Consider the following 12452-nt stretch of genomic DNA (forward strand, 5'->3'; position numbering starts at 1 on the left):
GCCATGAGCAGCAGTACCGCCATCACCTGTGTCACCCCCCGCATCCCGCTGGCGCGCATGCGCAGCATCTACCGGCTGGAGGATGTCTCCAAGCGGCTGGACAGGCTCCCGCCCAAGGACCACGAGTCGTTGCGCGCCACCTACGAGCGCATGCTTGAGAAGGGCGAGGAGCGCTTCCAGGTAAAGCCCTCGGGGCTGCCGGCGATGGAAGCGCTGTACGACGAGCTGCCCAACTTCCATGACGTGCTGGACGACGTGCGCCGCCAGATCGCGCTGTGCAACGACAGCAGCGACGCGCTGGAGATCACACCGCTGCTGCTGCTGGGCCCGCCCGGCGTCGGCAAGACGCACTTCGCCCGCCAGCTCGCAGAGCTGCTGGGGACCGGCATGGGCTTCGTGTCGATGAGCTCGCTGACCGCCGGCTGGGTGCTGTCCGGCGCCAGCAGCCAGTGGAAGGGCGCGCGCGCCGGCAAGGTGTTCGAAGCGCTCGTGGAGGGCGACTACGCCAACCCCGTCATGGTCATCGACGAGATCGACAAGGCCGGCGGCGAGGCGGTCTACGACCCGCTCGGCTCGCTCTACAGCCTGCTGGAGCACGACACCGCCAGCGCCTTCATTGACGAGTTCGCCGAGGTGGCCGTGGACGCCAGCCAGGTGATCTGGGTGGCCACCGCCAACGACGCGCGGGCCATTCCCGACCCCATCCTCAATCGCGTCAACGTCTACGAGGTGCAGGCGCCGGACTTCGCCGCCGCCCGCGCCATCGCGCTGCGCCTGTACCAGAAGCTGCGCGGCAGCCACGACTGGGGTCGGCGCTTCGACGATCAGCCCAGCGACGCTGTGCTGGACCGCATGGCCGAGCTCGCTCCGCGCGAGATGCGGCGCGCCTGGATGACCGCTTTCGGCAACGCCCGACTGGGCCAGCGCGGCACCGTGCTGTGCGAGGACCTGCCAACAGGCCCGGCCCGCAAGTCGCGCATCGGCTTCATGCAGTAAGCGGCGGCGGCAGCGCCCGCGGGGATCACCCGGCAGGCGGGTGGGCGGCCATGACCTCCACGGCCGCCGCCATCTCGCGGGCCACCAGCGCCACCACCTGCCCATCGCGCTGCAACCGCTCGACCGCCGCGTTGAACCCGGACAGCAGCTCGCCCGCGCCGGCCTGGCCGCGCGCCAGCGCGACGTGGATGGGCGTCGCGCCCAGTGGCACGATGCCCTCCACCAGCCGGCCGACGAAGGGCGGCAGTTGCGTCAGCAGGCGGCCGCCCAGCTCGGTGGCGATGACGAAGTCCAGCCGACCGCGCACGAGCTTCGCGAAGTTGTGCGCGTCCGCGGCCACCTCCTCGCAGGTGAAGTCGCCCCGCGCACGTGCCGTATCGAACGCCACGCCATACGACCAGCCGCGGATCACGCCGACGCGCCGCGCCGACAGATCGCCCAGCCCGCGGTACGGCGCTCCGGCAGAGAACACCGACAGCCGCTCCAGGTAGTAAGGCTGGCTGAACAGCCAGCGCTGCTCGCGCTCCGGCGTGCGGATGACCGCGCCGGCCAGCTGCTGGTTCACGCCCACTTCGGCGAGGACGCGACGGAACGGCAGCGCACGCAACTCGCAGGCCCAGCCCAGCGCAGCGCAGGCGGCGCCCACCACGGCCGGATACAGCCCCTGCGCGGCCACCCGGCCCGGCACGCGGTACATCGTCGGCAGGCTACCCTCGTCGAAGCCGAACACCAGCGGCGCCGTCGGCATCCACGGCGGCTCGGCGCGCACGAGCCAGGGGCTGGCCGCCCATGCGGCCAGGCATGCACGGCGCTTCATAGCGCGTCTCCCTGGGCCATCGAACCATCCTAGTGCACTGTGCCAGTGAACGGCAGGGCTGCAGAGGCCAGCCCTCGGCAACGCCTCTCGCCAGGATCAAATGGGCAGTGCCCCATGCCGTGCCCGACCGACAATGCCGCATGCCCGCGAATCTCCATGGCCAGTTGGTCATCGCCATCTCCTCACGCGCCCTGTTCGACTTCGAAGCCGAGAACCAGGTGTTCGAATCCGGCGACGACACCGCTTACATGGCGCTGCAGCAGCGCCTGCTGGATCAGCCGGCGGCGCCAGGCGTGGCCTTCTCACTCGTGCGCAAGCTGCTGGCCTTCAACGCCGGCGGCACGCCTCGTGTGGAGGTGGTGGTGCTGTCGCGCAACGACCCCATCTCCGGCCTGCGCGTGTTTCGCTCCGCCGCCCACTACGGACTGGCCATCGAACGCGGCGTATTCACTCGCGGCGCGGCGCCGTGGCGCTACCTGAAGCCGCTGTCGGCGCAGCTGTTCCTGTCGGCCAACGACGCAGACGTGCGCCAGGCCCTGGCCGCCGGCGTGGCAGCGGCCCGCGTGATGCCGCTGTCACGCCAGGCCTCGGCCCACCATCCGGACGAATTGCGCATCGCCTTTGACGGCGACGCGGTGCTGTTCTCCGACGAGGCCGAGCAGGTCTTCCAGCGCGACGGCCTGGCCGCCTTCCGCGAGCACGAAAGCCAGCGCGCCCACCAGCCGCTGCCGGCCGGCCCGTTCAAGCCGGTGCTGCAGGCGCTGCATGGCCTGCAGCACACGCCGGGCATGCGCGTGCGCACGGCGCTCGTCACCGCCCGAAGCGCCCCGGCCCACGAACGCGCCATCCGCACGCTGATGGACTGGCAGATCGAGGTCGACGAAGCCATGTTCCTCGGCGGCCTGCCCAAGGGCGAGTTCCTGCGCGAGTTCGAGCCCGACTTCTTCTTCGACGACCAGGCGGGTCATGTCGAAAGCGCGGCGGTTCATGTGCCGGCGGGCCAGGTGGCGGCGGGCGTGGCAGCGGGGTAGCGGGGCAAGCTGCCTTGAACCGGCGCGCGGATCCCTCGAATCGACTGGTGCGGACGGCGTACATCGAGCCCGAACCGGGCTCTAACCATCAAGCTCAGCGGCTGCTGAAGGCAGTCCACTGGAGTGCCGAGTCGGGCGACATGCCGCGCAGCGCATGACTGCGCGGCCCTCGATTCGCGACGCATCGGAGAACGACAAGTGGGCACGGCAGAAGAGCTTCCCGCACGCGCCGCAATGGCCACCGGCAGAGGGCTCAAACCTCAGCCCGCACTTGGCGCATGTGAAGACGGTGAACGATGCGAGGGCCATTTGCCAAGGCGGCCCACGTCGCCACGCTGTCCGCGTAACGCCTTACGGGTGCAGCGCGTGAAGGCAGCAGGCGAACTGAAGGGAAGTGCATGGACGTCGAGTTGCAATCGGCTGAGCGCGGGCAGGCCGAGATGACGGGACGACGGTGCCACACTCACCAGCCGGGCTGGATCGTGCGCGTCGGCGTGTCCCAGGCTGCTGGAACTGCTGCGCGAACGCATACACGAGCCGCACAGCAGCTAGGGCCTGAACCGCTCCACCGCCTCCCCGCCCTGCAGCCGCAGCGGCACCGCCTGGTTGCCCAACCAGTCGTTCAGGTAGCGCGCATAGCCCACGCCGCCGGGCTGCTCGCTCAAGCCGCCGGGCCAGATGTTTTCGACGCGTGACGTGCCCCAGGGCGCGACCTCGGCGACGAGGCGCTGGGATGCAGCGTGGCGGCTGATGAAGTCGTCGGGCCTGGCTGCGCGCGGCTCGAAGCCGGCGACGTCCACCGTCTGGTAGCCGCCGTCGACAGGGATGCCGGCGCGGCCGGGCAGCGGAGGCGGGTAGACGCTGCCGGGCGACGGCAGCGTGAACGGCGCGCCGAGATCGCTCTTCAGCTCCACGCGGTGCAGCTTGCCCCAGCGGTAGTCGGCCAGGTTCGTGGAGTTGCCGAACGCCGGCTTGAAGGTGTCGCTGGCCGCCAGCGTCAGCGCGTCGTCCAGGCTCTGCAACAACAAGAGGTCGCGCCGGTCCTCGGCGGCGGCGACTCCCGGCACGGGGAAGAAATCCAGCCCCGAGGCGCCACGGCCGCCGTTCTGCGGGAAGCTCTGCAGCAGATAACCCAGTGCAATGACCAGTGGCCCGGCCTCGGGCACCGGCAGCCCGGCGCCGCCCACGACGCGGTCGACGGTGTTGGCAGCCAGCCGGCTGCGCCACAGGTTGTAGAGCGTGGCCGCCACGGACGCACGGATGCTGTCGGCGTCTGGCCGGCGGCCGGCGGGCTTGTCGGCGTCCCAGCCCTCGGTCAGGCCGGTGGGGCTGGTGAAATCCCAGCGGCGCAGCCGCCAGGCCGCCTCGGCCACGCCGGGCTGGGCGGCCAGCGCGGCCAGCGCCGGCAGCGCGCCAGGCCGGCGGGCGCGGTCGAAGGCGGCCAGCAGGTGCGGCAGCAGCACCTGGGCGTCTCGGATGGTGCTGTCGGACTGGATAGCCTGCATGTCCTCGAATCGGACGCGCCGGCGCGACAGCACCTCCTTGAGCCGGGCGGTGATCTGCCCGGCGCGCAGGCCGGTGGAGTCGTTGAAGTTGAACGACAGGTAGTAGATGCCGCCACCGGGCCGCGTCTCGTTGAAAGGGTTGTTGTCGCGCGTGACGCCCAGTGGGTCGTTGTTGCCGTTGACGAGGAAGCCGGCCGGCGGGTTGACGATCTGTGGCAGTTCGGCAAACGGCAGCACCTCGTAGGGCAGCGCCTGCTGCGGCTGCGGATTGCGTACGGGCAGCCATTCGTTGCCGCCCTGGCCGTTGCGGATGAAGTGCGGCGGCAGGCCGTCCACATAGCCGGCCTGCAGGTCCTCGCGCACAGGCACCTCGCCGCTGGTGAAGTAGCCGAGGTCGCCGCGGCCATCGGCCACGACCCAGTTCTGTGCACCCACGTCGAAGAACTGCAGCGCAGCCTTGAACTCGTCCACGGTCGTCGCGCGCACCATGCGCAGCAGCGCGTCCACCTCACGCGTGGGGGCGGCGCCCGCCCATTGCAGCGTCAGCGCGGTGCCGGTGGTGGCATCGAACTGCACGACGGGGCCGTGCCGCGGCACCAGCAGCGTCACCGCCGGGATGGCGCCACCGGCGGGCACGGTGACGAGGTTGTCGGGCACGCCGTCGCCCGGCTGGTTGGCGCGGTAGGTCTCGGGGATCGGGATGACCGGCTCCAACCGCCCCTGGTAGACGCTGCTGAGGCCGCTGGGCGACGTGGCGTCGGGCACCAGGCGCTCCTGGTAGGTGTCGGTCACGTCGAACAGCGAGTTCGTACCGCCCCAGGCGATGTGCTGGTTGTAGCCGCCCAGCAGCGCGGGCACGCCGGCAAAGCTGTCACCCGCCGCGCGCAGCGTACTGCCGCCCGGGCCGCTGAGGCTCAGGCCGATGGGGTACCAGACGCCCGGCGCCGTCAGCGGAAGGTGCTTGTCGTTGGCGATCAGCGGCCGGCCGCTGTCGGTCAGGCGTCCGCTGACGGCCCACAGGTTGGAGCCTGCGCGGTGGTCGCGCTGCATGACGCCGCGCAGCGCCGGCACCTGACGCAGCTGCTCGCGCCAGCGTTTCGCGAGCCGGGCGACGTCGTCCTCTACTGCCGCGCTGTCGGCCGCACGCGGCCGGTGCGGGCCGTGGTGACCGCTATGCGGGCGTGGCGGGCGCTGCATCGCATCCGGGATGGTGGCGGCCGGGTCGAGCGGGGCGACGCGGTCGAGATCGTCGAAATACAGCGCCTTGCCGTCGAAGCCGGCCAGCGCGCCGGCACGCTGGTAGGCGGCCAGCGCGAGCGTGCTGTCGATGTCGGTCTCCAGCGACAGCTGCACGGCGAACAGCTTGCCGATGACGACGCTGTCCAGCGGTGTCCACGGCGCCACGCGGGTGATCTCCAGCGCCGCGTACTGCATCGGCAATGGGTAGGCGGCGAGGTAGGCGTTGACGCCACGGGCAAAGGCCTCGAGCGTTGCGCGCGCCTCGGGCGACAGCGCCGCCAGCGATCTCTCCGCCGCCCGGCGCAGGCCCAGCGTGCGCAACTGCACGTCGGACGCCAGCGCCGCGGTACCCAGCAGTTCGGCCAGCGTGCCGCTGGCGGTGCGGCGGAACTCGTCCATCTGGAACAGCCGGTCACGCGCATGCACGAAGCCCTGCATGAACCACAGGTCCGCCTCGTTGCGGGCCTGCACGTGCACGACGCCGCTGCGGTCGCGCGACAGCTCGACCGGCGCCGTCAGCCCGGTGAGCGGCCGGGCAGGCGGCTCGCCGCCATGCGCCCGGGCCAGGGACGTGCCGAGGCACAGCGCGAGCGTGATGAGATGACGTGCCATGCGAAGCCCTCCCCGGGTGACATGAGGGCGTTCACTATCCGCCTGGGGCGGCCGGCTGCGCACAAGGGTCAACCTGAAATGCCTTCACGGGACGCTCCGGCGCTGCGCGTCACGATCCGGACATGGGCGGTACACGTACCCGCTGCGATATCAGGGCAGCAGCTGCAATGCCAGGCTGCGCTCGGCCAGCCACAGCGTGGCCAGCGCGGCGATGGCGCTGGACCCGCCTGGCACGATCCAGCGCCTGTAGGCGGCGCGGCCACGCAACGCCAGGGCCAGCGGCAGCAGCAGCGCCACGGCGGCCAGCTGGCCTAGCTCCACGCCGACGTTGAAGCCCAGCAGCGGCAGCATCAGCTCGCGGCCCTGCAGGCCCAGGTCCTTCAGCGGCCCGGCAAAGCCGACCCCATGAACCAGGCCGAAGACGGCCACCATGCCCCAGCGCGGCCCCGGCATGAAGGGCCGCAGATTGTCCAGCGCAGCCAGCAGCACGGTAAGCGCGATCAGCGACTCCACCCAGCGCGACGGCGGGTCGATGGCGCCACTGGCGGCCAGCCCCAGCGTGACCGAGTGCGCCACCGTGAAGGCGGTGACGAGCTTCAGCGTCTCGGCCAGCGCGCTGCGGGCGTCGGCTCTCGGCACCCAGGCCTGCCCGTCGCGACGCCAGACGGCCACGAGGATGAGTGTGGCGAGGAACAGCAGATGGTCCAGGCCGCTGGCGATGTGCGTCATGCCCTCGACGACGAAGCTACCCCAGCCCGGGCCGTGCGCGGCCAGCCGCTGCGGCCCGGCGCCCGGCACCAGCACCCGCGGCTCGCCGCCGGCGCCGGCCAGCCGCACGAGGCCGCGGTGGCCGGCGTCCGTCACGGCGAACAGTCGGTAGTCGATGTCCAGCGCCTGCACGGTTGTAGGGCAGCGCCAGTGCGACACAAGCACCGCATGCATGCCGTCGCTGTGCTCGTCGAGCTGCGGGCCGTCGTCCCCCAGCCGCCGGCACGCAGCGCCGTCGGCCGTGAAACGCACGCCATCGGCGGCCAGCCGCTCGATGTCGGCCCAGCGGCCGCGCACCTCGCCCCAGCTCAGCGTGCCGTCGCCATCGGCGTCCAGCGCCAGGTCGCGGTCCAGGTCGCGCAGCGCGATGTCCAGACGCTGCTCCACGTCGGCGCCGTCCACGTGATAGCGCAGGTAGGCCTCGCTGGCCTGGTGGGCCTGCGCGGCAGTGGCGAGCAGCAGCAACAGCAAGGGCAGAAAAAGGCGGATCACGACGCGAGGCTCCGGTCGAGGGCGGCCAGGCGCACATCCTGCCAGCCCCGCTGACGCACGAAGTTGGCGAGTTCCTGGCGCGTGGCCTCGCCGTCGCGGCCGGCAGCGCGGGCGGCACGCAGCAGCAGCACGGCGTCCGCCGGCTCGCGCTGCAGCGCCCAGTTCAGCCGGGCCAGCCGCAGTGCCTCGCGCGCATCACCCGTCACGTCCAGCGCGAAGCGGGCCTGCTCGCGGGCATGCTTGCCTGGCTCACGGCGGTCGACGGCGGCCAGCGCGTCGCGCAGCCTGGCGGTCGGCGCCGCCGCTTCGCGGCCCAGGCGGTGCAGCGCGATGACGCGGCGCAGCAGCAGCGCATCGGCCTCCCCGGTGGCCAGCGCGAGCGCCTCGGCCGGCTGGTCATGGTCCAGCAGCCAGTCGGCCAAAGCGGCTCGGGTGTAGACCTCGTCGGCACCGGTGAGCGCCAGGCGGTAGAGGGCAGCGGCGGCCGGGTCTCCCCGCCGCTCGGCGAGCTCGGCACGCATCAACGCCAGCCACGGCGGCGTGATGCGGCCGGGACTCAATTGCGCGAGCTTCATGGCCGCCGCGGGCGCGTCGCCCGACAGGCTGGCCAGCTCGGCCAGGCACGCGGAGGCCGGCAGCGGGGCGAGCGACCGCAAGGGCTCGCACAGCGCGCGGGCTTCGGCCAGTTCGCCGCGGAGCTGGTGAATGGCGGCCGCATCCAACAGCGCCTGCGCGCGCAAGGCGGCGGGCAGGTCGCCGCGCTGCAGCAGCGACTGCAGCTCGGCCTGCGCGGCGTCGAAGTCGTGCCGAGCCTGCTTGACGCGGGCCCGCAGCAGCACAGCCTCGGGCGGCGCATCGGCGCGCGCCCACCACGGCGCAAGCGCCGCCTGGGCGGCCCCCAGCTCGCGCGGGTCGCCCAGCGCGCGGGCCCGGTCGAGCGCCGCGCGGGCGGCGTCCAGCGCGAGGGGCAGTTGCGCCGGGTCCCGCGCCAGCGCCGCACGGCGGGCGCGCTCGGCGGCGTCCATGCGGTAGGGCAGCCGCTGCACGGCGGCGGCATCGTCCTTTGGCACGAAGGGCTCGGCCGCGGCCAGCAGCGGCAGGGCCAGCGCGAGCGCGAGCGCGAGCAAGAGCTTCATGGCGCGACGGACAGAGGCTCGTCGGTCTCGCTGGTGGCGGCTTCGCCGGCCGGCAACGTCAGCGCCTCGCTGGTCTCGTCGGCGGCGGCTTGAGCGCCGAGGTAGCTCACCAGCGCGGTGGGCGATGCGATGGCGCTGTCGGGCACCGCCGTCACGACGGGCGGCGGCGGTGGGGGCGGTGGCGCGGGCGCATCGCCCGAGCCACCTCCGCAGCCTGCGAGGCCCAGGCACGCAGCAGTGGCGGCCGCGGCAGTCATCCAGGTCTTCATGGCGGCCTCCTTCACTGTGAGCCCGCGAGGGGCGTGTTCAGGTAGGGGAAGCTGGCGAGCAGCGGCACCTGGGCCTGGTCCACCGCGTCATGCAGCTTGAAGGCGGTGGCGCCCAGCGGCACGGCGCTGGGCTTGCAGGCCGCGCCGAAGCCGAGCTTGTCGGTGTCGCCATTGGCCATGCACAGACCGCCCATCACCGCAACGAGCGAAATGTCGACGACGTCGTCCTTCGGCCGGCGGCCGTTGGGATAGCCGGCGTTGTCGCTGCCGCCAGCAAGGATATTGCCGACGATGCCCAGCCGGTTCTGCTGCGCGAACGGCACGGGGGCGATGGCCGTATTCAGCCGCAGCATCTCGGAGGCTGTCACGGTCTTGGGCTGGTTCACGCCCTTGATGCCGGTCAGGAAGGTCGTCACGAGGTCGTTGCGCGGGAAGTTGGTGGGCGCCGTGTTGGGCAACGCCAGCACGGTCTCCAGCAGCGCGGGCAGCGTCGGGTTGGTCACGTAGTCGGCGAACTGCGCGTCATCCTTGGGCTTGGCGCCGTTGAACTTATCCTTGTCCTTCAGGCCGATGACGACCTCGTTGACCAGCGGCATGCCCAGCCGCGACACCTGCACCCAGGCGCCGCCCGGCTTTTCGCTGGCCTGGTGGCCGCTGCCGGGCTTGGGGTTGAGCAGCCGGCCCTGGCGCAGGCTGGCCGTCGTCCAGCCACCGATGACGTCGTCCCCGGCGGGCGACGACTTCAGGCAGTCTTTGTGTACCTCCAGCGCCAGCGTTGTCACGTTCTTGTCGGCCAGCGTGTTGGGTGCGGCATTGATGAGCGCCGGGTCAGTGATGACGGAGACCGGCGCATTGACGAGGTCGAAGATCGTGCCGAGGTTGACGGCGAACGGGTCCTGCCGCTGGCCGACGAACACCTTGGCCGGTGTCGTGCAGCCGGGAATGGCGACGGTGTAGATGTGCTTGGCGGCATAGGCCGCGTAGTCGGCGATGGTCTTCCTGCCGATGTTGTCGACGGGCTTGTCGAACGTCGTGGCGCCGGTGGTCGCGTTCGTCACCGCCTGCGCCGTGCCGCTGCGGCGGTCGCCGCGCACGACGGTCAGCGTGTAGCTCTCGTTGACCTGCAGGTTCGCATCCTTCACGCCGGAAACCGCGCCGCTCTGGATCAACGGGATGTCGACCATCTTGCCGCCCACGTTGAGCGACGTGCCGGCGCCGTTGTTGGACAGCTTGTTCTTGAAGCGGAACTGAAAGGTCAGGTCTTCCTTGGCATCGCCGTCGTTGTCGATGTGGATCTCGTATAGCGCGTTCGGGTCTAGCGCGAAGTAGTTCGGCCCGCCATAGGCGTCCTGCAGCGGCAGGTAGTTGGCGATCAGCGTGACCATGCCGTCGCGGCCGGCCTCGTAGCTGCGGAACATGTAGAAATCCGTCGCGTCCACCTTGGGCACGGTGGTGATGAAGGGCGCTTCGCGGTGGCTGGACGCCTGGGCACCGGCGGCCAGGCAGAGCAGCGCGGCGCCGAGGGCGCTACGGGTGAGTCGGGCATTCATGAGGGCATCCTTGCGTTCGGGCGATGCCGGCTTGGCATCTGCGGGGCTCTACGGCCCGGGCCGCAACCTTGGATGCACGACCTCCCTAGAAACAGCGCCGCTGAACGACGAAGGGAGGCCAAAGCCTCCCCTGCAGTTCGCGCGCGGCTCGCTCACACGGCGGGCTGCGTCTCGGCGAATCGCTGCACCGCCTTCGCCCGCGCCGAGAAGGCGCCGCTGAGCAGGCCGAACAGCAGGCTCATCGCGGCGATGAACCAGGTCTCGTGCACGACATGCGCATCGACACCGGTGGCGAAGCCCAGCGCGAACTTGGCGATGAAGATGCCCATCATCAGGCCCATCGGCCACCAGCTGCCCGGCACGCGCACCGCGGCGCCTTCATGCGACAGGCCGCGCGGCGCCAGCAGCTGACCGCCCAGCTTCACGCAGGCAGCGAAGCCGGCGGCCCAGGCCAGCAGTGGCACGAGGTTCGCCCCAAACGCCGTCAGCACGCCGTACAGCGACAGCGCCAACATGCCGAGCGCCACCTTGACCAGCGTCGATGGCCGGACCACCCGGTCCCGCGACTGCCGCCAGCCCACGAGCATGAGGATGGCGAGGATGGCGAAGGGCCAGAGGGGCATCGTGGGGTGCATGGCAGTTGTCCGGGTGGGGTTGCGATGGCTGAACTTTGCGACGGCACCTGGCCGGCCGCGAGCGGCCTGCGACGAATCGACAGCGCGTGGAGTGAACCGCCGGCCGGCCCGGTCCAATGGCGCTCACGGGCACCGCCCTTGCCCCATCCTGCACCCCGAACCGGAGCACGCCATGCCACTCTTTCCGCCCTACACCCTCGACGAACCGAGCCGCCGCGAAGTCGATGCCATGCCGGGAAGCACGGTCCTGGAATTCGGCGCGAACTGGTGCAGCATCTGCCAGGCCGCGCAGCCGGTCATCACCGACACGCTCGCGGCGCATGCGGGGCTGCCGCTGCGCCACCTGAAAGTCGAAGACGGCCGCGGCCGGCCGCTGGGCCGCTCGTTCGGCATCAAGCTGTGGCCGACGCTGGTCATGCTGAAGGAGGGGCGCGAGGTGGCGCGCGTCGTGCGGCCGGGCAACGCGCGGGAGATCACCGAGGCGCTGGCAGCGTTGAGGGCCGCCCCTGCTCCGTGAAACCGTGAACGAAATCGGCTTCCTCGCGCGGCTCGGCGCCGGCATCATCGAGGCAGCCGTGTCACCCCGGCGCGGCCGTCACCCTAGGAGCCGGAACATGGGAATGAAGCTTTCGACCTCGTCGGGCGGCCCCGAACCCGAAGCGCTGATGGACGTCAACACGACGCCACTGATCGATGTGATGCTGGTGCTGCTGGTGATGCTGATCCTGACGATTCCTATCCAGCTGCATTCGATCAACCTCGACATCGGTACAGGCCATCCGACATGGAAAACGAAGGAACCGATGGTGGCCGTGGTGGAGGTGGATTTCGACGGCACGGTCACCTGGAACGGTCAGCCGCTGGCCGGCCGCACCGCTCTCGACGCCAAAATGCAGGAAGTCGGCGCCTTGCCCCCGGGCGAACAACCCGAGGTCTACATCAAGCCGAACCGGTTGGTGGACTACGCCGCCGTTGCAGCAGTGATGGGGTCGGCACAGCGCCACCGCGTGATGAAGATGGGCATGGTGGGGAACGAGCGCTTCAGCAGCTAGCTGCTCCAAGCGCTCACAACTCGTCGAAGGCGCTGCGCGAGATGGGCATCGGTTCAAGCGGATCGAACACCCAGTCCTGCCCATCTGCACGGCCTCTCAGCACGCGGGCGTTTTGGCCGCCGAAGGTACGGTCGTCGCAGGCATGGAAGGACGACCACGATACGGTGTAGTGCACCGCGATGGCCGTGGCGGTCACTTCAACGCCCATTACGGTAACGGTGGTGAGCTGCGCCAGCTCGTCGAACTCCACGACGCTCAGGTCCAGCGCGGCATCGAGCGCGCCGCGGGCCACCTGCGCCTGGAACGCCTGGCGCAAGTCATCGCCTGGCGGCGGCATGCGCAGGCGGACA

12 protein-coding genes are annotated in these 12452 nt (G+C 70.9%); 4 read left to right on the top strand and 8 right to left on the bottom strand.

Annotated features, from left to right (window positions below):
- Positions 1-3 precede the first annotated feature (3 nt).
- On the top strand, positions 4-996 hold the full coding sequence (locus LXT13_RS17585; protein WP_233373263.1) for an AAA family ATPase: 993 nt from the start codon (positions 4-6) through the stop codon (positions 994-996).
- A gap of 25 nt (positions 997-1021) precedes the next feature.
- On the opposite strand, the gene LXT13_RS17590 is transcribed toward LXT13_RS17585, so the two are convergent.
- Positions 1022-1813, bottom strand: coding sequence for a substrate-binding periplasmic protein (locus LXT13_RS17590; protein WP_233373264.1), 792 nt, complete (start codon positions 1811-1813; stop codon positions 1022-1024).
- 140 nt (positions 1814-1953) lie between these two features.
- Between LXT13_RS17590 and LXT13_RS17595 the strand changes: the two genes are divergently transcribed.
- Positions 1954-2844: a 5'-nucleotidase gene (locus LXT13_RS17595; RefSeq protein ID WP_233373265.1), complete on the top strand. Its 891-nt coding sequence runs from the start codon at positions 1954-1956 to the stop codon at positions 2842-2844.
- A gap of 548 nt (positions 2845-3392) precedes the next feature.
- On the opposite strand, the gene LXT13_RS17600 is transcribed toward LXT13_RS17595, so the two are convergent.
- The 6 genes from LXT13_RS17600 to LXT13_RS17625 form a co-directional block, all read right to left on the bottom strand.
- Complete coding sequence (locus tag LXT13_RS17600) at positions 3393-6200, bottom strand: penicillin acylase family protein (RefSeq protein WP_233373266.1); 2808 nt, start codon at positions 6198-6200, stop codon at positions 3393-3395.
- 150 nt (positions 6201-6350) lie between these two features.
- Entirely contained in the window at positions 6351-7460 is a 1110-nt protein-coding gene (locus LXT13_RS17605) for a HupE/UreJ family protein (RefSeq protein ID WP_233373267.1), read from the bottom strand.
- Complete coding sequence (locus LXT13_RS17610) at positions 7457-8596, bottom strand: hypothetical protein (protein WP_233373268.1); 1140 nt, start codon at positions 8594-8596, stop codon at positions 7457-7459. The genes LXT13_RS17605 and LXT13_RS17610 overlap by 4 nt, the downstream gene beginning before the upstream one ends.
- Complete coding sequence (locus LXT13_RS17615) at positions 8593-8865, bottom strand: hypothetical protein (RefSeq protein WP_233373269.1); 273 nt, start codon at positions 8863-8865, stop codon at positions 8593-8595. The genes LXT13_RS17610 and LXT13_RS17615 overlap by 4 nt, the downstream gene beginning before the upstream one ends.
- 11 nt (positions 8866-8876) lie before the next feature.
- On the bottom strand, positions 8877-10415 hold the full coding sequence (locus LXT13_RS17620) for a DUF4331 domain-containing protein (protein WP_233373270.1): 1539 nt from the start codon (positions 10413-10415) through the stop codon (positions 8877-8879).
- A gap of 152 nt (positions 10416-10567) precedes the next feature.
- Positions 10568-11038 carry a DUF6622 family protein gene (locus LXT13_RS17625; RefSeq protein WP_233373271.1) on the bottom strand — a complete coding sequence of 157 codons (471 nt, stop codon included), beginning with the start codon at positions 11036-11038 and terminating at the stop codon, positions 10568-10570.
- A 184-nt stretch (positions 11039-11222) separates the two neighbouring features.
- Here LXT13_RS17625 and LXT13_RS17630 point away from each other — a divergent pair, with 184 nt between their 5' ends.
- Together LXT13_RS17630 and LXT13_RS17635 are read left to right on the top strand one after the other, a co-directional pair.
- Positions 11223-11567 (top strand): thioredoxin family protein, encoded by a 345-nt coding sequence (locus LXT13_RS17630; protein ID WP_233373272.1) that lies wholly within the window; start codon positions 11223-11225, stop codon positions 11565-11567.
- A gap of 97 nt (positions 11568-11664) precedes the next feature.
- Positions 11665-12102, top strand: a complete 438-nt coding sequence (locus LXT13_RS17635) for an ExbD/TolR family protein (RefSeq protein WP_233373572.1) — start codon at positions 11665-11667, stop codon at positions 12100-12102.
- Positions 12103-12115: 13 nt separating this feature from the next.
- On the opposite strand, the gene LXT13_RS17640 is transcribed toward LXT13_RS17635, so the two are convergent.
- Positions 12116-12439 (bottom strand): hypothetical protein, encoded by a 324-nt coding sequence (locus tag LXT13_RS17640; RefSeq protein ID WP_233373273.1) that lies wholly within the window; start codon positions 12437-12439, stop codon positions 12116-12118.
- Positions 12440-12452 lie beyond the last annotated feature (13 nt).

This window comes from Pelomonas cellulosilytica, assembly GCF_021353265.1.
In the GTDB taxonomy this organism is placed as follows: Bacteria; Pseudomonadota; Gammaproteobacteria; order Burkholderiales; family Burkholderiaceae_C; genus Pelomonas; species Pelomonas cellulosilytica.